We start from the raw sequence: 22,542 nt of genomic DNA, 5'->3' as shown, positions 1-22,542 counted from the left end.
GAGCATTTCATGGCACTTGAAGACCCCGATCATCGGGAAGAGCTAAAGCTTGAAGACAATGGATCGGCAATCCCGGCCGAGGAACTGGCCCGGCTTGGCGATGATATCGTCTCGGCGCTGAAGACGGTTTATGATCCGGAAATTCCGGCCGATATTTTCGAGCTCGGTCTGATCTACAAGATCGATATCGAAGATGACCGGATGGTGAAGATCGCCATGACGCTGACGGCGCCCGGCTGCCCGGTTGCAGGTGAAATGCCGGCCTGGGTGGAAAATGCTGTCGGCGCTGTTGAAGGCGTGTCCGGCGTCGAGGTCGAAATGACCTTTGATCCGCCGTGGACGCCCGACCGCATGTCGGAAGAAGCCAAGGTTGCCGTCGGCTGGTATTGACCGGCCGGCCTTCAGCACACACATTGAACCTGGGCGCCGGGCCTTGAACCCGGATGTTGAAGGAGAAGAAAATGGGCTTTCAGGTCATTACCCTTACCGATGCCGCCGCCGGTCGCGTGCGCGAAATCATTGCCGCCTCGGGCCCTGATGCAAAGGGCATCCGGGTTTCGATCAAGAAGGGCGGTTGTGCCGGGATGGAATATGAAGTCGGTCTTGTGAGCGAGCCGAACCCGCGCGATGACCTTACCGAGCGCGATGGCGCTTGCGTCTGGGTCGATCCGGCTGCCTCGCTCTATCTGCTCGGTACCGAAATGGATTTCGAAGTCACCAAGCTGAAAACCGGCTTTGTCTTCAACAATCCGAACCAGACATCTGCCTGCGGCTGCGGCGAATCCGTCGAACTCAAGGCCGCCGATCTGGCGGAACTGGCCAAGGCGCGCGAAGCGGCGCATTGAGCCTTCGGGCGCGCCTGACGTCTGCTCCGAAGCCAGTTTCTTTGATCATGCCGCAAATTCAGCGGTCAGACATGTGAAAGACCGCAAAATTTGCGGTCTTTTTGTATTCTGCCGGCTGAATTTCTTGTCATTGACGCTGGGGCGTGTCAGTGCTCGTGCTATTGGGTGGAACGGATCATCATGGACCGCACAGACCGCAAGATCATCAACCTGCTTGGCGCCGATGCGCGCCGTTCGCTTGCCGATATCGGGACGGCGGTCGGTCTGTCGCAATCGGCGGTCAACGAGCGTATTCGCAGGCTGCAGGCGACCGGCGTGATTCGGCGCTTTACCGTCGAGGTCAGCCATCGCGCGCTTGATGAAAGCGTATTGGTCTTCATCCAGCTCCTGCTGGCTGCTGATGCCGATGAGGAGGCGTTCCGCAGGGCGATGGCACGCCATTGCGATGTGCTGGAATGCCATCATGTGTCGGGTCGCTGGTCTTATCTTCTGAAACTGCGCTTCGCCGTGCTCGGCGATGTCGAGGCCTTTCTGGGCGAACTCAAAAGGGCTGGCTACATTGCCGCCAGCGAGACAATCATCACGCTCTCCACCGTACGAGAACGTTCATTTCGAGATGATGGAGATCCGTCATGATGCTGATGCCGCTGCTCATCAAATCCCTGGTCATCGGCCTTGCCATCGCCGCGCCGCTCGGGCCGATCGGCGCGCTCTGCATCAACCGGACGCTCAGGCGCGGATTTTTTGCGGGCTTTTCCGGCGGGTTCGGGACCGCTCTTGCGGATGCCACCTATGGTGCGCTGGCGGCCTTCGGCTTCTCGGCCTTTTCCTCCGTGCTGGCGGTGATTTCGATGCCGCTCGCGGTTGCAGGCGGGGCGTTTCTGATCTTTCTAGGCTGGCGCGACATGCGGCGCAGCGGCGCCGAGGCTGCACCGGAGACGGCGGGCAATGATCTCGTCAAGACCTTCGCCACCACCTATCTGCTGACCATCGCCAATCCGGCGACGATCCTGTCCTTTGCCGCGATCTTTGCCGGCTTCGGTCTTGCCGATGTCGGGCGCGGCCAGGCGGCACTGGTCGTCGTTTTCGGCATTTTCTGCGGTTCGCTCATGTGGTGGCTGTTCCTGTCCGGCCTCGTCGCCATCGTCCGGCACCGCCTGCCGGAAAGCTTCGCCCACTGGGTCGCGCGCGTCTCCGGAGGCATTCTGATCGGTTTCGGCATGGTCGCGGTGGCAGCGGCGCTGAAGGTGTGAGGGCATAAAAAATCCCGGCCGTTTCCGGCCGGGATCATCATGTCACAAAGAAAGCGTGGGCCGATCAGTGCGGCGCAATCATCAGCTCCGGACGGACCAGCTCGTCATAGTCAGCTTCGGTGACGAGTCCCGTTGCAAGGGCTTCCTCACGCAGCGTGGTGTTGTTCTTGTGCGCGGTCTTGGCGATCTTGGCGGCAGCGTCGTAGCCGATTTTCGGCGCGAGCGCGGTCACCAGCATCAGCGAGCGTTCCAGACCTGCCTTGATGTTGTCTTCGCGGGCCTTGATGCCAACGACGCAATTGTCGGTGAAGGAGAGGGCGGCGTCGCCCAAGAGCTGCACCGACTGCAGGAAGTTGTAGGCCATCATCGGATTGTAGACATTGAGCTCGAACTGGCCCTGGCTGCCGGCAAAGGTGAGTGCTGCCTGATTGCCGAAGATATGGGCGCAGACCTGGGTCATGGCTTCGTTCTGGGTCGGGTTGACCTTGCCCGGCATGATCGATGAGCCCGGCTCGTTTTCCGGCAGCGCCAGTTCGCCGAGGCCGGAACGCGGGCCGGAGGCGAGGTAGCGGATGTCGTTGGCGATCTTGAAGCAGGCGGCCGCCGCTGCATTGATGGCGCCGTGGGCAAAGACCATGGCGTCGTGAGCGGCAAGTGCCTCAAACTTGTTCGGTGCGGTGACGAAGGGCAGGCCGGTGATCTTGGCTGCTTCCTCGGCAACCTTTTCGGCAAAGCCGATCGGTGCGTTCAGGCCGGTGCCGACAGCGGTTCCGCCCTGGGCGAGCTCGTAAAGCCCGGTCATCGACAGCTCGATGCGCTTGATGGCGGAGGCAACCTGCGCGGCATAGCCGGAGAATTCCTGGCCGAGCGTCAGCGGCGTGGCGTCCTGGGTATGGGTGCGGCCGATCTTGATGATCGCGGCGAATTCCTTTTCCTTGGCAGCCAGGGCCTGCTGCAGGTGCTTCAGGTTCGGCAGCAGGTGGTGAACGATCTGCTCGGCGCAGGCAATATGCATGGCCGTCGGATAGGTATCGTTGGACGACTGGCTCATATTGACATGGTCATTGGGATGGACCGGCTTCTTCGATCCCATCTCGCCGCCAAGCATTTCAATCGCGCGGTTGGAAATGACTTCGTTGGCATTCATGTTCGACTGGGTGCCGGAACCGGTCTGCCACACAACGAGCGGGAAATGGTCGTTGAGCTTGCCGTCGATGACTTCCTGAGCGGCGGCAATGATGGCTTCGCCAATCTTCGGGTCGAGGCGGCCGAGTGCCATATTGGCGCGGGCGGCCGATTGCTTGACCACGCCAAGCGCACGCACGATCGACAGCGGCTGCTTTTCCCAGCCGATCTTGAAGTTGCCGAGCGAGCGCTGGGCCTGTGCACCCCAGTAGCGATCGCTTGCGACCTCGATCGGGCCAAAGGTGTCGGTTTCGATACGGGTTGAAGTCATGTTTCCTCTACCTCTCTCGGGAATGGCGGAATGCGCCATGCAGTTCTTCAGAAATCCGGTCAAATGACGTTGCAACATGCAATCGCGCGCCAATGTGTGATCTGTCAATAATCCTGCCGAACTTATTCGGTTTAAGGGGGAAGAAAGCCGGTCACGGCGGCGGCCGGTCTCGCAAATGTCGGCTTTTGGCGGCCGGGATCACGGTTTCTGGCGCTTTGCAACGTATGCCATGGCGCGATCGCCGATGTTTTTGTTGCATTTTGGCAGGCTGACGATCGTCAGTGACCCCGCCGGGCAGCGATGGACGATCATCGCATCGCCGGCATTGCGGACGACAGGCTGCGACCTTTTGTCCGCCGCTGATCGGTAATGGCGCATTGTGCGGCTTTTTTCCTGAGGCTGATGAGATTTCGCAGCGGAATTCGATTGAGATCAAAGTGAATTAGTGATGATGTACGTAAATCAAAAATCCGATCGGCACACCCCGTTCCGGTCAGGTCTTTGATCCATGTCCGGGGAGGGCGTGGCGTTTCGGGAGAGTAGAATGAATGAACGTGTGAGTCGCGCTGCGGCCGAATTCGTGGGGACTGCCGCGCTGCTGGCAACGGTGATCGGTTCCGGCATCATGGCCGACACATTGTCGGTTGGTGCTGCGGGTACGGCATTGTTCGGCAATGTCATCCCGACGGCGGCGATCCTCTACGTTCTCATTCTCGCATTGGGGCCGGTGTCTGGCGCCCATTTCAATCCCGTCGTGACCAGCGTTTTCCTCAAGCGCGGTGAGATCGGCTTTGTCGACGCCACCATCTATGTCGTCATGCAATGCGCCGGCGCCGTTTTCGGCGTCTGGATTGCCCATGCCATGTTCGACCTGCCTATCCTTCAGGTCTCCGATCACATCCGCAGCGGACCCGGGCAGTGGCTTGGCGAATGGGTGGCGACCTTCGGGCTGATGCTGACCATTCTCTGCGTGCGTGTCAGCAAGCCTGATTCGGTGGCGGCAGCCGTGGCTCTCTATATCGCCTCTGCCTGCTGGTTCACGGCGTCAACCTCCTTCGCAAATCCGGCAGTTACCTTTGCCAGAGCCTTTTCAGATACCTATGCGGGCATCCGTCTGCAGGATGTCCTGCCCTTCATTCTGTTTCAGTTTGTCGGTGGCTTTGCCGGTCATTACTGCAGCGCAATATTCCTGGCCGCGCGCAAGAGGTGATTAACAGGCTGTTAATTGCACTTGGTTAAAATCCGCTGAAATACCATATCGCCCATTCGCCCTCAGGTGTTGTCAAAGTTCAACACAACCCACGATATGATTGACAGGTAGCAGAAATGTTATTGGAGGCTATAGGGGCGACGGGGTAAGGTGACCTATCATTGTTTCCTTCAACTACGGGGAAGAAAATTGCGCATTCATCTGGCTACTCGCGTATCATCGCTCGCACTGGCGCTCGCTGTATCGGCCGCTTTCGTGCCGTCCAGCGCCAACGCATTGACGTTGATGGATATCATACGCGGGCGCAGCAAGGAGGCCGAACGGCCCGTGGTCAACCCGACTGTTCCGGTAATCACCGAAGAGAAAAAGCCGGTCTATGTTCCCAAGGTCCAGGCTCCCAAATACTTTACCTATAAGCCGGAACCGCTCACCCAGGTGGCGATCAAGGATATTCGCGATCCGGTGGTGACGGGATCCATCTCTGCTGATGACCAGATGATCGGCCCGCAGCCGCAGGCCGAAGTTGCGTCGATCTCGACCGATACGCCGGTTCAGAGCGATGCTGGCAATGCGGTGGAACAGACCGTTGCCATCCCTGCGGATGACCCGCGTCAGGCTCTGACCACCGCAAAGGTCCGGGCGACAAAGGATGTGGCCAGCGCCCTGGAAGACTATTACGGCAATGGTGGCGCGCTGCTCTGGGTCAAGGACGGCGCGGTCACGGATCAGGCGAAGGCTGTTCTCGATCTCTTTACGAAGGCGCAGGCGGTCGGTCTGGATCCTGCCGATTACGCTGTTGCCCTGCCGGAGCTTTCCGATCTGCCCGAGGATGGTGATGCCAACAATCAGGCGCTGATGCAGTTCGAGCTGGCCCTGTCGGCCCGCGCACTCGACTATGCCTCCGATGCCTATCGTGGCCGGATCATCCCGGACAATATTTCCGACTATCATGATATGGACCGCAAGAAGATCGATTTCGTTGCCAAGCTCGATGCGCTTTCGACGAGTGACGATCAGGCGGCTTTCCTGCTGGACCAGAATCCGCATGATGCCCAGTTTGCAGCGCTTCAGCGCGAACTGAAAAAGCTGCGTCATACCGAAGATGGTGTCGAGCCGATCGTTTTCGCACCGGGGACGATGATCTATCCGGGCAAGACCGATGATCAGGTATCCAAGCTGGTCAAGGCGATCTGGCGCAAGAGCCCGACCGAGTTCCGCAACGACCATGCCGATGTTTTCGCGCAATATGCCGATGAGCCGGTCTATTCCCCCGAGCTCGTTGCGTTGGTGAAGGATTTCCAGTCGGCCAATCATCTGTCGGCCGATGGCGTGGTTGGTCCGGCAACCATTCGCGCGCTTGATGTCGAAACCAATGTTGAAAAGATCGACAAGGTCGTCGATGCCATGGAGCGTCGCCGCTGGCTGCCCGACGATCTGGGTGCGCGTTATGTGTTCATCAACCAGCCGGCCTTCCGGGTCTACTATCATGATGATCACGGCCAGAATTTCGACATGGGCGTGGTTGTCGGCAGCCCGACTCATCAGACCAACTTCTTCATGGACAAGATCGAGACGGTCGAATTCAACCCTTACTGGGGGATTCCGCGGTCGATCATCATCAACGAATATCTGCCGAAGCTGCGGGCCAATCCGGCCTACTTCGATCAGATCGGCTATGAAGTCAGCATTGGCGGCAAGCGGATTTCCTCTGCCTCGGTCAACTGGGCTGCCGCGCCGATGGTCGATGTCCGCCAGCCGCCGGGCGAACGCAATGCACTCGGTGATCTGAAGATCCTGTTCCCCAACAGCCATGCGATCTACATGCATGATACGCCGCAGAAGGAATTCTTCTCGCGTGACATGCGTGCGCTCAGCCATGGCTGCGTGCGCTTGTCGGATCCGAACAAGATGGCCGCTGCCGTTCTGGGCGTTCCGGTGAGCGATATCGAGGCGAATATCGCCGGGGGCGAGAACCATCAGGTCGATGTTCCGCACCAGTTCCCGGTCTATCTGACCTATTTCACCGCCTGGCCGGATGCCAATGGCGAGGTTCAGTATTACAACGACGTCTATGACCGCGACATGTATCTCGGCCGCGCCATCTCGGCGACGACGGATGTGCGCGAGACCAGCTGATCCTTTGATCATCCTTTACTGTTAAAAAGGCGCGTTCCCTGCGGAGCGCGCCTTTTTTGTTGCTGATCAGGTTGCCCGGTCGCAGCGCCGAAAATGTGTCAGCCGACAAGGCTGGTGATCAGATCGGCGGTCAGTTCATCATAGTGATCGATGATCCGGTCGGGGCCATATTCGCTCACGGGCTTGTCGGTATAGCCGAAGCTGACCGCGATGGTGGCTACGCCTGCAGCCTTTGCCGCACCGATATCATTGGCGCTGTCGCCGATCATGACACTGTTGGCCTTTGCCGCACCGGCCTTTTCGATCGTTGCCAGGACATGGCGGGGATCGGGTTTTCGGTTGGGAAAATCGCCGCCGATAATGGTGCTGAAACGGTTTTTCAGCGCGAGGCCCGACAGCAGGCGGTCCGTCAACCCGTCGCGCTTGTTGGTGCAGACCGCGAGATCAAACCCGGCGGCATCAAGCCGGTCGAGCGCTGCCTCCAGGCCGGGATAGGGCCGGCTCTGACCTGGCATATTGGCAATGTAATGCTCGGTGAAGCGGTTGAAGCAGAGCTCGAACATTTCCGGATCGAGCTGTTTTTGATGAAAGGCAAAAGCGCGTTCAATCATCACGCGGACGCCGCGTCCGACAAGGATATTGACCTGTTCAAGGGAAAAGGGCGGCAGATCAGCGACTTCAATGGCGTGATTGAGACTTTCGATAAGATCCGGCGCTGTGTCGACCAGCGTCCCGTCGAGGTCGAATATGACCAGTGTCGATGGCATTGTATTTCCTTTTTGCTCCGGCTTTTCGGCGTGAATGCCGTTCAGGTCGTCTGATGGCCGAGGATATCGCCGGACACGCTGCTGAGGGAAGAGCGTTCGGCAGCGAATTTCGGCAAGAAAATTCCTCCCGCAGGGCGTACCGCCGACGGGTGCCTCCGCGACAGCATTCTCTCTAGCGTGGTCTCTGTTGTGACGTTGTGGCCTGGATCAAACGGCGCAGGCAAATCTACTTATCTCCGATAACTTTAGCAGGCGATTGCGCAAATGGGCGCCCCGGTCCGAGCGTTTCAGGTAACGCCCATCGACAAGAGGGTAAGTCTTGAAGATGCAATTCGGTCGCACCTGTGCGAATTGCGAGAGAAGTCGCCGGGTGTCACCGGCGAAACTGACTTCCGGAAAAATGAAATGTGATCGCGCAAGCTGCGCCGACAGGGCGGTGAGCTTGGGCAGCAGGGTCACAAGGGAATGCGCATAGTCGCGGGCCAGTCCGGCGATCACCTATTCCTGCGGTCTGTCCTGAGTGATCGGTGAGGTTTCCGGTGGCTCTTGCAAAGCTTGATTCGACAAGCCTGCTCTCCTTCATGGCTGACAAAATACGTTCTGTTCCGCGGCACAAAGGGGCCGGCGGGCGCATTTCAAAGTATAGTATGTTTTATTTTCATCAAACAAATTATAAGTAAGAATTATGTTTGTGTAAATTACACATGAAATATAAACGTAATATATATTGAAAATAATCGTATGGAAATATATTTCAAAATAAGTTAGGACTGTGTGTCCCGACTTTGTTTTGGATTTATGTTTCTATATTCAAGAGTATACTAGGGGGGCAGATTGCTCGAGAAAGTCTGTAAACAACGAGGGGGGCAGGATTCGATTCATGTTGGCAAGGGGCCGGAGCTTGTGATCGCCGGACTGGCCCGGGATTGCGCGCATTCGCTGACTTCACTCCTGCCAAAGCTCGCTGCGTTGGCCGCCCGGTTTGAGCGATCACACTTCATTTTTCTGGAAAACAGTTCTGTCGATGACACCAAGCGAATTCTCTCGCAATTCGCACAGGTGCAGCCGCATTGCATCTTCAAGAGCTTCCGTCTCATCGAGGTGCGGCATTGGAAACGATGTGACCGGCTTGCCTTTCTGCGCAATCACCTTGTTTCGCTGGCGGAAAAGGCTGTCGAGCTCCCGGAGAGTGCCTATTACCTGCTGCTTGATCTCGACGATGTGAATTCAGAAATCGACATTGACTACCTTACGCATCTGATCGAGACCGATGACGGCAGCTGGGCTGGCCTGTTTGCCAATCAGCCCGATGCCTATTACGATTTATGGGCTCTGAGGCATCCCACCATCTGCCCGACCGATGTCTGGAAGAATCGGGCTTCCGCGGTGCCGGGAAAAGGAAGCAAGCAGGCTGCCATGCCGAATATCGATAGCATCTGCTTTTCTCTGCCCCGTGATCATGGGCGTCTCGAAGTTGAAAGTGCTTTCGGTGGTCTGGCGTTGTATCGCTTTTCGGCAATCCGCGGCTGCCTATATATCGGCATGGATGAGGATAATGACCAGATCTGCGAGCATGTGGCCTTCAACAAAATGATCTGCGCAAATGGTGGCCGGCTGTTTATCGACAGCGCTTTGGTCAATCACAGCAGCCTGGCCGAGCATGCGCCACCGCACACAGAAAGGCAGCGCCGAACGCTGCGCTGGCGCAAGAAATATATGCGGTTATTGCGTTTATTCTACAGGCTGATGGCCTGATATCGGACGGTCTTTTTTCTGCAATCTGTGATCGGATTCCTGCCATTTTGAAAGAAGGCCTAAATCTCTTGCGATCAGGCGACCTATCCGGTCGCTCGCAGGTGGCGCTAAGCCGCCAGTGTGGCAGGCCAGCAGCACCTGTGCCCGGCCTGCGCAGCTGTTCGCAAGATAAGAGATCAATGGGAATTGGTGCAAAGGGTCTTTTGTTTGTCGTTCTTGGCGTGTACTAAGCCAGATACGAAAAAGAGGAGCACTGGACGCATGGACGCGCGTCAGTTGAAAGTGAAAGCTGCCGAAACGGCTCTTGGCTATGTTGAGAACGGAATGCGGCTTGGTATCGGGACGGGAAGTACCGCACGGGAATTCGTCGCCCTGCTTGGTGAAAAGGTTGCCGAAGGTTTCGAGATCATCGGCGTGCCGACATCGGAGAGTACGGCGCGGCAGTGCCTGGAACTCGGTATCCCGCTCAAATCACTCGACGAAGTGCTTGAGCTTGATCTGACCATTGACGGCGCTGACGAAATCGATCCGGCGCTGACGCTGATCAAAGGCGGCGGGGGCGCCCTTCTGCGCGAGAAGATCGTTGCCTCCTCTTCGCATCGCATGATTGTCATTGCCGATGAAACCAAGGTCGTTGAAACGCTCGGAGCCTTTCCGCTGCCGATCGAAATCAACCCGTTTGGCTCGGGCGCGACGCGCCTTGCCATCGAAAAGGCTGCCACGCGACTCGGACTTTCCGGGCATATGGACCTGCGGCGTTCGGGCGATGGAGCCTTCATGACCGATGGCGGACACTATATCCTCGATGCATCATTTGGCCGCATTCCCGATGCACAGGCATTGTCTGATGCCTTACACGCGATTCCGGGAGTCGTGGAGCATGGTCTATTTATCAATATTGCAACGCTGGCCATCGTCGCGGGAGCGGATGGCGTGCGCACACTCGAAGCAAGCCAGTAACAGGAGTTTTTGAATGCTTGTCAAAGCGAAGGTCGGTCGTTCCATCGCGGTTGCTGTTGCCGCGCTCGGCATTGGATTTTGCTCGGTCGCCTCCGCCCAGGAGGTTTCGCCCGAACAGCTGCAGGCCGCACGTGGCGCGCTTGATGCGCTCGGCATTACGGCTCAGTTCAACTCGATTTTGCCGGATCAGGCCGAGCTTGTGCAGTCGCAGCTGCTGCAGGTCTATCCGAATTACGCCGACGAGATTAACGATGTCGTGACCAGCGTGGCGATTTCGCTCGCCTCGCGCCGTAACGATCTGGAGCAGGAAGCCGCTCAGATCTACGCCAAGGTCTTCACGGTTGACGAGCTGAAGCAGTTGACGGCCTTCTACGCGTCCGACGTCGGAAAGAAGTTCATTCAGTATGGCCCGATTGCCTCGCGCGAGCTTTCCCAGGCCGGCGATACCTGGGCACAGGGCATTGCCCGCGATCTCAACCAGCAGGCCATGGCCGAGCTGACCAAGAAGATCGGCACTGCCGGTGGTGCTCCGGCGCCGCAGCCCGCCCAGTAAACTGTCCTCGGGCAGGGGGATTGTTATTTGTCATCTGAAGCCCGGCTCGCCGGGCTTTATTTTTATGCGTGCAATCGCCATATGGCGGAAGACCTACAGATTGATGCATTGCAGCAAGGAGCGGATGGATGGACACCTATGATTATGACCTGTTTGTGATTGGCGGCGGTTCCGGCGGTGTCAGAGCCGGCCGGCTTGCAGCCTCAATGGGCAAAAAGGTCGCCATCGCCGAGGAATATCGCTTCGGCGGCACCTGTGTCATCCGCGGCTGCGTGCCGAAAAAGCTGTTCGTCTATGCCTCGCAATATCCGGAGCATTTTGACGATGCCAAAGGCTATGGCTGGCATGTTGGCGAGAGCCGCTTTGACTGGTCGAGCCTGATGGCGGCCAAGGACAAGGAAATTGCCCGGCTTGAGGGGCTCTATCGCAAGGGCCTGGAAAACAACGGCGCCGACATTCTGGAGACGCGCGCGGTCCTGACAGGTCCGCACACGGTCAAGCTGATGTCGACCGGGCGCGAGGTCACGGCGGAGAAGATCCTGATTGCCGTTGGCGGTGCGCCGAACCATCACGGCGAATTGCCGGGTGCCGAGTTCGCCATCTCCTCCAATGAGGCCTTCCATCTCGCGCAGCTGCCGGAAAAGATCGTCATTGCCGGCGGTGGCTATATTGCCGTTGAATTTGCCAATATCTTTCATGGGCTGGGTGTCGAGACCACGCTGATCTATCGCGGGACGGAAATCCTGCGCGGCTTCGACATGGATCTGCGCACTGCGCTGCACGAGGCAATGGAAGAAAAGGGTATCCGCATCATCCTTGGAGATGTGATCACCGGTATCTCCAGGTCTGAGGACGGCACTTTGCATGCGCAGACAGGCAAGAACGGCACGCTTGAGGCCGGCCAGGTGATGCTGGCGCTGGGCCGTGTTCCCAATACGTCCGGTCTTGGCCTTGAAGCCGCCGGTGTCGCTGTCAACACCAAGGGCGCCATTCTGGTCGACGACTATTCGCGCACCAATGTGCCGGGTATTTTCGCGCTGGGCGACGTCACCGACCGGATCCAGCTGACTCCGGTGGCGATCCATGAGGCGATGTGCTTCATCGAGACCGAATACAAGAACAATCCGACCGTGCCCGATCATGACCTGATCGCAACGGCGGTGTTCTCTCAGCCGGAAATCGGCACTGTCGGTCTGCCGGAAGACGAGGCGGCGAAGAAATATGCGGAGCTGGAGGTCTACCTCGCCAAGTTCCGGCCGATGAAGGCGACGCTTTCGGGGCGCGCCGAACGTACGGTGATGAAGCTGATCGTCAATGCTGCAGACCGCACGGTCGTCGGCGCCCATATTCTGGGGCATGATGCCGGCGAGATGGCGCAGCTGCTCGGGATTGCGCTGAAGAGCGGCGCCACCAAGGATGATTTCGACCGCACCATGGCTGTTCATCCGACGGCTTCGGAAGAACTGGTGACGATGTACAGCCCGAGCTATCGGGTGAAGAACGGCGCACGCGTCTGAAGAGCGCCGCGCCGTCAAGACGCAGCAGCCGGGCGATCAGCTCGGCTGTGTGCGTGAGTTCGCGCCATTCCGGCGCTTCCAGCGGGTCGGCGAGGGGCGCGCAGCCGCGTTCCGGCCGCAGCGGGGTTGCGGCAAGCCAGTCGTGAAGCATAATGATTTCCTGACCTTGTCTTCGGGTGTGATCCAAAGCTAGGCGGCCTTGGCGCTGCGCTGTAGTGGTTGCCGATGAAAGGCGCTTTTCATTTTCGAACGTTCCGCCGTCGCGTTGCTGCGGTAAAACGGTGCCGGAGCGTTTTGCGGGAGTGGTGACTATGGCGGATGCAAGCTGGGACGATCTTCAGCTCTTTTTCGAGGTGGCTGAGACCGGTGGCCTGAGCGGTGCGTCGCAGCGCACGGGACAGAGCGCGCCGACCATCGGGCGCAAGATGCTGGCGCTGGAACGCACGCTCGGGCGCTCGCTGTTCTTCCGCTCGCAGCGCGGTTACCGGCTGGCCCATGACGGTGAGATCCTGTTTGAACGGGTCAAGATCATGCGCGCGGCGGCCAACGGCATAGCCGACTGGCACAAGGACGCATTTGCGCTTCCGATTGTCGCGGTTTCCATCGAGACTTGGATTTCGGGGCTGCTGACGGATCATGTCGGTCAGATCCGCAGTGCCGAGGACCCGTTCCGCATCTGCTGCAATTCCGTCCGCCAGGGGCTGGATCTCACCTTTCGCGGCGCCGATGTGGCAGTGCTGTTCTCCGCGCCGGAAAGCGGCAATCTGGCGGTCAGGCGCAGCGTCAGCATGGCTTATGCGGTCTATCGCGCGCGGGCCGAAAGCGGCAATAATGATCTGCCATGGATCTCGCTTGGCACCTCGATCGCCGAAACGGCGGCCGATCGCTACGTTTTCGAAAATCACGAGCCGGGCATCATGATCTGGACCGAGGATCGCCATCTCGTGCCGCGCCTGATCGAACAGGGGGCAGGGCGATCGATCCTGCCGGTGCATGAGGGAGACCGCAACGAGAAGCTTGTGCGTGAGAGCGACGTGATCGAAACGCTGACGCATCCGCTCTTTATCGTTGCCCATGATGACGACCGCCACCGGCCCGAAATCCGGCTTGTGATCGAGCGTCTCGCCACGCTGCTGAAGGCGCTGGAGCCGCGTCTGACGGGCGCTAAGAGGGCTTCCTAGCCGATTGCCCGTTTGGGTATACAAACCGGCCTGAAGCGTCTATAAGCCCTCGATCCAGGGAGAGAGGCCGGTTCGGGCGTTCCGGACCGTAAGGACAGGTAGAGAAGACAATGGATAGAGCAACAAACTGGACACCGGGAAGCTGGCGTAAAAAGCCGATCCTTCAGGTGCCGGACTACCCGGATAAGGCAAAGCTTGCCGAAGCAGAGGCATCGCTTGCGAAATATCCGCCGCTCGTCTTTGCCGGCGAGGCCCGCCGTCTGAAATCGGCGCTGGCCAAAGTCAGCGAGGGCAAGGGCTTTTTGCTGCAGGGCGGTGATTGCGCCGAGAGCTTTGCGGAGCATGGCGCGGACACGATCCGTGACTTTTTCCGCGCCTTTCTGCAGATGGCCGTTGTCCTGACCTTTGGTGCCCAGCAGCCGGTGGTCAAGGTTGGCCGCATTGCCGGCCAGTTCGCCAAGCCGCGTTCAAATCCCAACGAGACCATCAACGGTGTCACGCTGCCGAGCTATCGCGGTGACATCATCAATGGCATCGAATTCACCGAAGAGGCGCGTATCCCCGATCCGCAGCGCCAGCTGATGGCCTATCGCCAGTCGGCGGCGACGCTCAACCTGCTGCGTGCCTTTTCCATGGGTGGCTATGCCAATCTGGAAAATGTGCATCAGTGGATGCTCGGCTTCGTCAAGGACAGCCCTCAGGGCGAACGCTATCAGAAGCTGGCTGACCGTCTGTCGGAAACCATGTCCTTCATGCGGGCGATCGGCATTACCGCCGATTCCAACCATGCGCTGAGCGAAACCGATTTCTTCACCAGCCACGAGGCATTGCTGCTTGGCTATGAAGAAGCGCTGACACGCGTCGATTCGACCTCGGGTGACTGGTATGCCACGTCCGGCCACATGATCTGGATCGGCGACCGCACGCGTCAGGCCGATCACGCCCATGTCGAATATTGCCGCGGCATCAAGAACCCGATCGGGCTGAAATGCGGTCCTTCGCTGGCCGAGGACGATCTTCTGCGGCTGACGGATATTCTCAACCCCGACAATGAAGCCGGTCGGCTGACGCTGATCTGCCGCTTTGGCCATGACAAGGTTGCAGAACATCTGCCGCGCCTCATTCGCGCTGTCGAGCGTGAGGGCAAGAAGGTGGTCTGGTCCTGTGATCCGATGCATGGCAACACGATCACGCTCAACTCCTACAAGACGCGCCCCTTCGAGCGCATTTTGGCGGAGGTCGAGGCCTTCTTCCAGATCCACCGCGCCGAAGGCTCCTATCCGGGCGGCGTGCATGTGGAGATGACCGGCAAGGATGTGACGGAGTGCACAGGTGGCGCCTGGGCGCTGACGGGCGAGGATCTTCACGACCGCTATCACACCCATTGCGATCCGCGTCTCAATGCCGATCAGGCGCTGGAACTGGCCTTCCTGATGGCCGAGCGCATGAAGAGTGCTTTCGAGGAAAAGAAGCTGGCGATCAACGCATAACCGCCGCCGATCACGCTTTTTCAACGGGGCCCTTTGTGGCCCCGTTTTGCTTTCGCGGCTTGAGCTTGATTGCAAAACATGGTGTGCATGGTATCGGTTCGCCGAACCGCTTTTGAACAATTTGCATGATGGGCGACATTGCCATGATCACCGACCATATGAAAATCGCGCTTGCTCAGCTCAACCCGACCGTCGGGGATGTGACGGGCAATGTCGAAAAGCTGAAGGCTGCACGCGAAAAGGCCGCTGCGGCCGGCGCCGATCTTGTTGTTTCGACCGAGCTTTTCATTTCAGGCTATCAGCCTGAAGATCTGGTGATGAAGCCATCCTTCCTGGCAGCCTGCCAGAAGGCCGTTGAGACCCTTGCTGCCTTGACGGCTGATGGCGGCCCCGGCGTGATCGTCGGCTTCCCGCGGCAGGGCGAAGCAGGGCGGCATAATGCGGTTGCCGTGCTTGACGGCGGCGAGATCATTGCGATCCGTGACAAGGTTGATCTGCCGAATTACGGCGAGTTCGACGAAAAGCGCGTCTTCATTCCGGGCGACATGCCGGGCCCTGTCAATTTCCGCGGTGTCCGGATCGGCATTCCGATCTGCGAGGACATCTGGGGCGATCTCGGCGTCTGTGAAACGCTGGCCGAAAGCGGCGCCGAGCTGCTCCTGTCTCCCAATGGTTCTCCCTATTACCGCGGCAAGGTGGATATCCGCCATCAGGTCGTGCTGAAACAGGTGATCGAGACCGGACTGCCGCTGGTCTATCTCAATACGGTCGGCGGCCAGGATGAGCTTGTCTATGACGGTGCCAGCTTCGGCTTCAATCCTGACCGCACGCTTGCGTTTCAGGCCGGCGAGTTCGCCTCGGAGATCATCATGTCCGAATGGCAGCGCGGCGCGGATGGCTGGACGATCGTCAACGGCACCTTCGCGCCGATCCCGACGGGCGAGGAAGCGGATTACCGCGCCTGCGTGCTGGGGCTTGGCGACTATGTCAACAAGAATGGCTTCAAGGGCGTGGTTCTGGGGTTGTCGGGCGGCATTGACTCAGCGCTTTGCGCGGCCATGGCCGTGGATGCTCTGGGGCCTGAGCGGGTGCATTGCGTCATGCTGCCCTATCGCTACACCTCGGACGATTCGCTGAAAGATGCGGCTGACTGTGCGAAGGCGATCGGCTGCCGCTACGATATCGTGCCGATCGAGGAACCGGTCACCGGTTTCATGGCGACGCTTTCGGATTTGTTTGAAGGCACCGAAGAGGGAATCACCGAGGAGAACCTGCAGAGCCGCACGCGCGGCACGATCCTGATGGCGATCTCCAACAAGTTCGGATTCATGGTCGTTACCACCGGCAACAAATCTGAGATGTCGGTTGGATATGCCACGCTCTACGGCGATATGAATGGCGGCTTCAACCCGATCAAGGATCTGTACAAGATGCAGGTCTATGCCATTTCCGACTGGCGCAACAGGCACCAGCTGGAAGGCATGAAAGGTCCGGCGCTGAACCTTATCCCGCAGAATATCATCGACAAGAAACCCTCTGCCGAATTGCGGCCGAACCAGACGGATCAGGATTCGCTGCCGCCCTATCCGGCGCTGGATGATATGCTTGAATGCCTGGTGGAAAAGGAAATGGCGGTTGATGCCATTGTCGCGCGTGGCCATGATGCGGCGACCGTGCACCGGATCGAGCATCTGCTCTATATCGCCGAATACAAGCGCCGCCAGTCGGCGCCGGGCGTGAAGATCACCAAGAAGAATTTCGGACGCGACCGGCGTTACCCGATTACCAACCGGTTCCGGGATCGCTGAGAGCGAAAGAACGACCGTTTTACGCGAGGGAAATAGCGATGCGCAGTTCCGTTGAAATCTATGATCTGGCGGCCGGGCAATCGCGTGTCGTCTTTCAGTCGGAGGAACTGATCGAGGCGCCGAACTGGTCACCCGATGGGCGCTGGCTGATGCTCAACAGTGACGGGCGCCTGTTCTGCCTGTCGCTGGGCGAGGTCAAGCCGACGCTTCTGCCGATGGATACGGGCTTTGCCGTCAGGTGCAACAATGACCATGGCATTTCCCCGGATGGCCGCATGATCGCCATATCGGACAAATGCGAATTCGGAAAATCGGCAATCTATACGCTGCCGGTCGAAGGCGGTACGCCGAAACTGGTGACGAAAAACCTGCCCTCCTACTGGCATGGCTGGTCTCCGGATGGCAGCCGCTTTGCCTATTGCGGCATCCGCGATGATCTCTTCGATATCTATACGATCGCTGCCACGGGCGGTGATGAAACCCGGCTGACCCACGGCGAGGGGCGCAATGACGGCCCGGATTATTCCTTCGACGGCCAATGGATCTATTTCAACTCTTCGCGTACCGGGTTGATGCAGATCTGGCGTATTCATCCCGATGGCACGGGGCTGGAGCAGATCACATCCGACAATTACGGCAACTGGTTTGCCCATCCGTCTCCCGCCAATGACCGGGTTATCCTGATCTCCTATGCGCCGGATGTCTTTGATCACCCGCGCGACCAGGACGTCGAGATCCGGATGATGGATATGGATGGCGGCAATCTGACAAGCCTGTTCGGGCTTTTCGGCGGACAGGGAACAATGAACTCCCCCAACTGGGCGCCTGATGGTCACGCCTTCGCCTATGTGCGCTATTTTCCTGTCTGAGCCTGCCTATATCGGCATTTGACCGGGCTATTCGGCGTCTTGCGACGCTGAATGCCTCTGCGGAAGAGCCTGTGTCATCAAGGTGAAACACGACTCTGGTTTTACGTGGCTATCCTTTGAGCGATAGATGCCGCCATGATCATGCGGCCGGGGACAGGTCAATGGAAACCAGACAGTTCAGAACGCTTTTCATATCCGACGTCCATCTCGGATCGAAGGCCGCAAAGGCCGACTATCTGCTGGACTTCATGCGTCACCATGAGGCTGAGACGATCATTCTCGTCGGCGATATCGTCGACGGCTGGCGGCTCAAGCGCAGCTGGTACTGGCCGCAGCCTTTCAATGATGTGGTTCAGAAGCTTTTGCGCAAGGCGCGCAAGGGGGCACGCATCATCTATATTCCCGGCAATCACGACGAGTTTCTGCGCGATTTTCCCGGCATGCATTTCGGTGGCGTCGAGGTGGCGCAGAAGATGATCTTCGAGGCGGGGGATGGCCGGAAATATCTCGTCATTCATGGTGATGAATTTGACGTCGTCGTGCGCCATGCCCGTGTGCTGGCCTATCTCGGCGACTGGGCCTATGACGCTGCGATCGCCATCAATGTCGTGCTTGCCGCTGTGCGCCGCAAACTCGGCTTTTCCTATTGGTCGTTCTCGGCCTGGGCCAAGCAGCAGGTCAAGCATGCGGTCAATTTCATCGGCGAATTCCAGCGCGTCGTCGTCGAAGAGGCGCGCCGTCAGGAGGTCGATGGCGTGATCTGCGGTCATATCCATCATGCCGTGATGGAGGATATGGACGGTATTGCCTATATCAATACCGGCGACTGGGTTGAAAGCTGTACGGCGATTGCCGAGCATTTTGACGGAACATTTGAGCTGATCACCTGGAACGAGATTCGTGGCGAGGTCGGCGAAGCGGAGGATGAGCCGGCGGTGTTCGAGGGTGCCGAGGTCATCGAACACGCGCTCAAGGCGGCAGGCAAGGCGGCGTGATCGCCGTCGCGACATCGGCGCAACGTCCGAGAATTAAACAATGACAGGTTCCTAAAGGGGCTTGCATTCCTGCCTTCTCCATGAAAAGCCTATTCTTTATAGGCCGATAAGTGTTCGCGCTGACCGCGAAGCGAATATTGTGCCGCGTTTTTTCTGCCAGGTGCTCCTGATCGCCGGCAAAGATAAAGGCGGGCGACGGCCATGTATGAGGAATACTGGAGATTGCGGCGGGCCGCTGGCCAAGCCGTACCGGGCAGGGATGGAAGTTGCGATTGGCGGAAGAAGCGCAGGCTATATTCGAGATCGATACGGCTGCTCCTGGCGGGGACGTTTTACTCACCCTCAAGGGCGCATGGACGGTTCATGCCTCCAGGACATTTTTCGATCAGAGAAAGAAACGGGTCGCTGCGATCAAGGCGGCAGGCGCTGCGCGTGCCGTGATCGATCTTTCCGGCATCGAGCAGGTTGATACGGCAGGTGCCTGGCTGATCCGGCTGCTGCAGGATGATTGTCGGGATGCGGGGCTTGAGGCTGAACTCAGCCGGATGAACGACCGCATTGCGGAATTGATGGAAGCGATCCCGGATGAGCTTCCTGAGCCTGAAAAGCCACCGGTCGACAGCCGGTCGCTTGGGCACCGTATTGTCGAGCAGATCGGTCGCTCCACGGTCTCCGCCGGTCATGATCTTTATGATGGTCTGGGCTATTTCGGTGCGCTTTTCGTCGGCCTCTACAATATTTTCACCCGGCGCTCCGGCGTGAATTTTGCCTCGGTCACGGCGCAGCTTGATCATATGGGCGTGCGCGCCGTGCCGATCATAGCGCTGATGTCCTTTCTTGTCGGCGGCATCATTGCGCAGCAGGGCGCTTTCCAGCTGCGCTATTTCGGCGCGGAACTTTTCGTTGTCGATCTGGTCGGCATTCTGCAATTGCGCGAAATCGGCGTGCTTTTGACCGCAATCATGATTGCCGGGCGGTCCGGCAGTGCGATCACGGCCGAGATCGGCGCGATGAAGATGCGTGAGGAGATCGATGCCCTGCGTGTGATGGGCTTTGATGCGATCGCCGTGCTGGTCTTCCCGCGGATGCTGGCGCTGCTGATCGCGCTGCCGCTTCTGACGATTGTCGCCAATTTCAGCGCGCTCGCGGGCGCCGCCATCGTTGTCGATGTCTATTGCGGCATCACCTTTCAGACCTTCATGCAGCGTCTGCATGAGGCGGTGACGCTGTCGACCGTGATATCCGGCATGGCCAAAGCCCCCTTCATGGCGCTGATCATCGCCATCGTCGCCTCGATGGAGGGCATGAAAGTGGGCGGCAGTGCCGAATCGCTCGGCAAGAAGGTGACGGCAGCGGTGGTGAAGGCGATTTTCATCGTGATTGTGGTTGATGGCATTTTCGCCATGTTCTACGCGGCAATCAATTTTTGAGGGCTCAGTTGGATCAGAAGCAGGACGGCATAAGCGAAGAGACGCGGGAGACCATTCTGACGGTCCGGGGCCTGACTGTGGGCTTCGGAAATGCGTCGAATGTGCTCGAGAATCTCGATCTGGACGTCTATCGCGGCGAGATCCTCGGTTTTGTCGGCGGCTCGGGCACCGGCAAGTCCGTGCTGATGCGCACGATCTTGCGGCTTAACCGGCGCAAGGCGGGCAGCATCAAGATCTTCGGCGGTGATTTCGACGAGATCGGCCTTGATGAGCGTCTGGCCATCGAGATGCGGATTGGCGTTCTGTTTCAGCAGGGTGCGCTGTTCTCCGGCCTCACCGTGCTTGAAAATATCCAGGTGCCGATGCGCGAATATCTCGATCTGCCGAAGTCGCTGATGGATGATCTGGCGCGACTGAAGATCGAAATGGTCGGATTGCGCCCCGAAGCGGCGAGCCGTTACCCCTCGGAGCTTTCCGGCGGCATGATCAAGCGGGCGGCGCTGGCGCGGGCGCTGGCACTCGACCCCGATCTTGTGTTTCTCGATGAACCGACATCCGGCCTCGACCCGATCGGTGCCGCTGAATTTGACGAGCTGATCGCCCGCTTACGTGACACGCTCGGGTTGACGGTCTATATGGTGACCCATGATCTCGACAGTATCAGTGCTGTCTGTGACCGGATCGCCGTGCTTGGAAAGAAGCGGGTTCTCGTTGAGGGAACGCTGGACACCATGCTTCACTATGATGATCCATGGGTCAAAAGCTACTTCCGGGGCAAGCGCTCCCGGGCAATTTTCCAGAACGCGGCCAGTGGCCAGAACAGTTGACGGGTAAACATGGAAACCAAAGCTAACTATTCCATCGTCGGTATTTTCGTTCTGGTCGTGCTGGTGGCCGGCGCCGGCTTTATATACTGGATCGAGCAATATGGACGCCAGGGGCCGATGGCTGAACTGGTCGTGCGTATTCCCGGCTCTGCCAATGGGCTGACTGTCGGTTCGCCCGTCCGGTTCAATGGCATTCAGGTGGGGGCGATCAACAAGCTGCGCATTGATCCGCAGGATCCGCGCTTCACGATTGCCGAGACGACGGTAAAGGCCGATACGCCGGTTCACGAATCGACGGTGGCCAAGCTGGAACTGTCGGGTCTGACAGGCTCGGGCTATATCGAGCTGTCGGCCGGTGGCGAAAGCGGTCCGAATATCCTGCAGGAAGCGCTGGACAACGACACATATGCGACATTGACGGCCGATAAATCGAGCCTGGCCAACCTGTTGGCAACGGCCGATCAGATCATGAAACGGGTGGATGACACGATTACCCAGGTTCAAAGCATGATCACAACGGTCAACACGCCGCTCACCAAGACGGTCAGCAATATTCAGGATTTCACCGATGTCCTCAGCAAGAATTCCGACAATATCAATACCTTCCTGTCGACGGTGGGGGAACTGTCCGGCACGGTCAAGCAGCTCTCCGGCAAGCTCGACGAAACGCTGACCGGGCTTGATAAGGTGATTGCCGCCGTCAATCCGGATCAGGTGGGCAATATCGTTTCCAATGCCAACACGATCACCGAGAATGTCGCCGTTTCCTCGGAGCATCTGAACGAGGTGATCGACCAGTTCAGCAAGACGGTGGAAACCTATAAGGGCATGGCCTCGCAGGCCCAGTCGGCCTTCCAGCAGATCAATGATATCGTCGCGGCGATTGATCCGCAGAAAGTCGGCAGCTCGGTCGATGATCTGGCTTCAACCATGAACGACGCCAAGGCTGCGGTGAATTCGATCAAATCCGTGGCGGACAACGTCAATGCCCATAGCGACCAGATCGACAGTACGCTCACCAATCTCAGTGAACTGTCGAAGAAGCTGAACGACGCATCGACGCGGGTTGATACCATCCTGACCAAGGTTGACACGCTTCTCGGTTCGGACGACACGAAGTCGCTTTCCGTCGAAGCCCGCGAGACGCTGGAATCAGTCCGTCAGGTTGCCGAAACGCTGAACACCCGGATCGGACCGATTGCCGACAATCTCGACAGTTTCTCCGGCTCCGGTCTTCGCAATGTCAATGCTCTCGTCGAACAGTTGCGCACGACCATCAATTCGCTTGACCGGACGGTGTCCGGGATCGCGCGTGATCCGCAGCAGCTCATCTTCGGCGGCCAGACCGTAAAACCCTATGACGGACGCACCCGTTACTGATGGACGAATGGCAGTGATTGCGATTAATGTCGCAATTACATGTCAGGATCTTGTAATATTTTATAATTTTCGTTTGAGTACAAAGCTGGAAGGGTAACCGGAAAGCGGAA

The 22,542-nt window shown here is 58.4% G+C and carries 20 protein-coding genes; 18 read left to right on the top strand and 2 right to left on the bottom strand.

Features of this window, described 5'->3' with window-relative positions; genetic code table 11:
- Positions 1-9 precede the first annotated feature (9 nt).
- From HCK86_RS04615 to HCK86_RS04600, 4 genes are all read left to right on the top strand, one after another.
- The gene (locus HCK86_RS04615; protein ID WP_176083289.1) at positions 10-390 is read left to right on the top strand and encodes an SUF system Fe-S cluster assembly protein; all 381 of its coding nucleotides are present in this window, start codon (positions 10-12) and stop codon (positions 388-390) included.
- A 71-nt stretch (positions 391-461) separates the two neighbouring features.
- On the top strand, positions 462-845 hold the full coding sequence (gene sufA / locus HCK86_RS04610) for a Fe-S cluster assembly scaffold SufA (protein WP_176083288.1): 384 nt from the start codon (positions 462-464) through the stop codon (positions 843-845).
- A gap of 180 nt (positions 846-1,025) precedes the next feature.
- Entirely contained in the window at positions 1,026-1,481 is a 456-nt protein-coding gene (locus HCK86_RS04605) for an Lrp/AsnC family transcriptional regulator (RefSeq protein WP_176083287.1), read from the top strand.
- Positions 1,478-2,098: a LysE family transporter gene (locus tag HCK86_RS04600; RefSeq protein WP_348641040.1), complete on the top strand. Its 621-nt coding sequence runs from the start codon at positions 1,478-1,480 to the stop codon at positions 2,096-2,098. The genes HCK86_RS04605 and HCK86_RS04600 overlap by 4 nt, the downstream gene beginning before the upstream one ends.
- Positions 2,099-2,162: 64 nt before the next feature.
- On the opposite strand, the gene fumC is transcribed toward HCK86_RS04600, so the two are convergent.
- Positions 2,163-3,554: a class II fumarate hydratase gene (fumC, locus tag HCK86_RS04595; RefSeq protein ID WP_176083286.1), complete on the bottom strand. Its 1,392-nt coding sequence runs from the start codon at positions 3,552-3,554 to the stop codon at positions 2,163-2,165.
- Positions 3,555-4,098: 544 nt separating this feature from the next.
- Here fumC and HCK86_RS04590 point away from each other — a divergent pair.
- Together HCK86_RS04590 and HCK86_RS04585 are read left to right on the top strand one after the other, a co-directional pair.
- Positions 4,099-4,764 carry an MIP/aquaporin family protein gene (locus HCK86_RS04590; protein ID WP_176083285.1) on the top strand — a complete coding sequence of 222 codons (666 nt, stop codon included), beginning with the start codon at positions 4,099-4,101 and terminating at the stop codon, positions 4,762-4,764.
- 189 nt (positions 4,765-4,953) lie between these two features.
- On the top strand, positions 4,954-6,900 hold the full coding sequence (locus tag HCK86_RS04585; protein WP_246739450.1) for a L,D-transpeptidase family protein: 1,947 nt from the start codon (positions 4,954-4,956) through the stop codon (positions 6,898-6,900).
- A gap of 98 nt (positions 6,901-6,998) precedes the next feature.
- Here the strand turns inward: HCK86_RS04585 and gph are convergent, their stop codons facing one another.
- Positions 6,999-7,667: a phosphoglycolate phosphatase gene (gph, locus tag HCK86_RS04580; RefSeq protein ID WP_176083284.1), complete on the bottom strand. Its 669-nt coding sequence runs from the start codon at positions 7,665-7,667 to the stop codon at positions 6,999-7,001.
- A gap of 834 nt (positions 7,668-8,501) precedes the next feature.
- Here gph and HCK86_RS04575 point away from each other — a divergent pair.
- From HCK86_RS04575 to HCK86_RS04520, 12 genes are all read left to right on the top strand, one after another.
- Positions 8,502-9,422 carry a hypothetical protein gene (locus HCK86_RS04575; protein ID WP_176083283.1) on the top strand — a complete coding sequence of 307 codons (921 nt, stop codon included), beginning with the start codon at positions 8,502-8,504 and terminating at the stop codon, positions 9,420-9,422.
- Positions 9,423-9,683: 261 nt separating this feature from the next.
- Positions 9,684-10,382 (top strand): ribose-5-phosphate isomerase RpiA, encoded by a 699-nt coding sequence (gene rpiA / locus HCK86_RS04570; protein WP_176083282.1) that lies wholly within the window; start codon positions 9,684-9,686, stop codon positions 10,380-10,382.
- A 13-nt stretch (positions 10,383-10,395) separates the two neighbouring features.
- Entirely contained in the window at positions 10,396-10,935 is a 540-nt protein-coding gene (locus tag HCK86_RS04565) for a DUF2059 domain-containing protein (protein ID WP_176083281.1), read from the top strand.
- A 128-nt stretch (positions 10,936-11,063) separates the two neighbouring features.
- A complete protein-coding gene (gene gor / locus HCK86_RS04560; protein WP_176083280.1) occupies positions 11,064-12,452 on the top strand; it encodes a glutathione-disulfide reductase in 1,389 nt (462 codons plus the stop codon).
- 311 nt (positions 12,453-12,763) lie between these two features.
- Positions 12,764-13,633, top strand: coding sequence for a LysR family transcriptional regulator (locus HCK86_RS04555; RefSeq protein WP_176083279.1), 870 nt, complete (start codon positions 12,764-12,766; stop codon positions 13,631-13,633).
- 110 nt (positions 13,634-13,743) lie between these two features.
- Entirely contained in the window at positions 13,744-15,123 is a 1,380-nt protein-coding gene (locus tag HCK86_RS04550) for a 3-deoxy-7-phosphoheptulonate synthase class II (RefSeq protein ID WP_176083278.1), read from the top strand.
- A 128-nt stretch (positions 15,124-15,251) separates the two neighbouring features.
- Positions 15,252-16,931, top strand: coding sequence for an NAD+ synthase (locus HCK86_RS04545; RefSeq protein WP_176083503.1), 1,680 nt, complete (start codon positions 15,252-15,254; stop codon positions 16,929-16,931).
- A 38-nt stretch (positions 16,932-16,969) separates the two neighbouring features.
- On the top strand, positions 16,970-17,800 hold the full coding sequence (locus tag HCK86_RS04540) for a PD40 domain-containing protein (RefSeq protein WP_176083277.1): 831 nt from the start codon (positions 16,970-16,972) through the stop codon (positions 17,798-17,800).
- A gap of 161 nt (positions 17,801-17,961) precedes the next feature.
- Entirely contained in the window at positions 17,962-18,795 is an 834-nt protein-coding gene (locus HCK86_RS04535; protein ID WP_176083276.1) for a UDP-2,3-diacylglucosamine diphosphatase, read from the top strand.
- Between the two features lie 272 nt (positions 18,796-19,067).
- Positions 19,068-20,225 (top strand): MlaE family lipid ABC transporter permease subunit, encoded by a 1,158-nt coding sequence (locus tag HCK86_RS04530; protein ID WP_210259811.1) that lies wholly within the window; start codon positions 19,068-19,070, stop codon positions 20,223-20,225.
- A complete protein-coding gene (locus HCK86_RS04525; RefSeq protein WP_176083275.1) occupies positions 20,222-21,052 on the top strand; it encodes an ABC transporter ATP-binding protein in 831 nt (276 codons plus the stop codon). Before HCK86_RS04530 ends, HCK86_RS04525 begins: the two co-directional genes overlap by 4 nt.
- Before the next feature lie 9 nt (positions 21,053-21,061).
- Positions 21,062-22,432 (top strand): MlaD family protein, encoded by a 1,371-nt coding sequence (locus HCK86_RS04520; protein WP_176083274.1) that lies wholly within the window; start codon positions 21,062-21,064, stop codon positions 22,430-22,432.
- Positions 22,433-22,542 lie beyond the last annotated feature (110 nt).

Source organism: Martelella sp. HB161492, assembly GCF_013184775.1.
Classification (GTDB): Bacteria; Pseudomonadota; Alphaproteobacteria; order Rhizobiales; family Rhizobiaceae; genus Martelella.
This window is presented reverse-complemented; position numbering and strand designations above follow the sequence as displayed.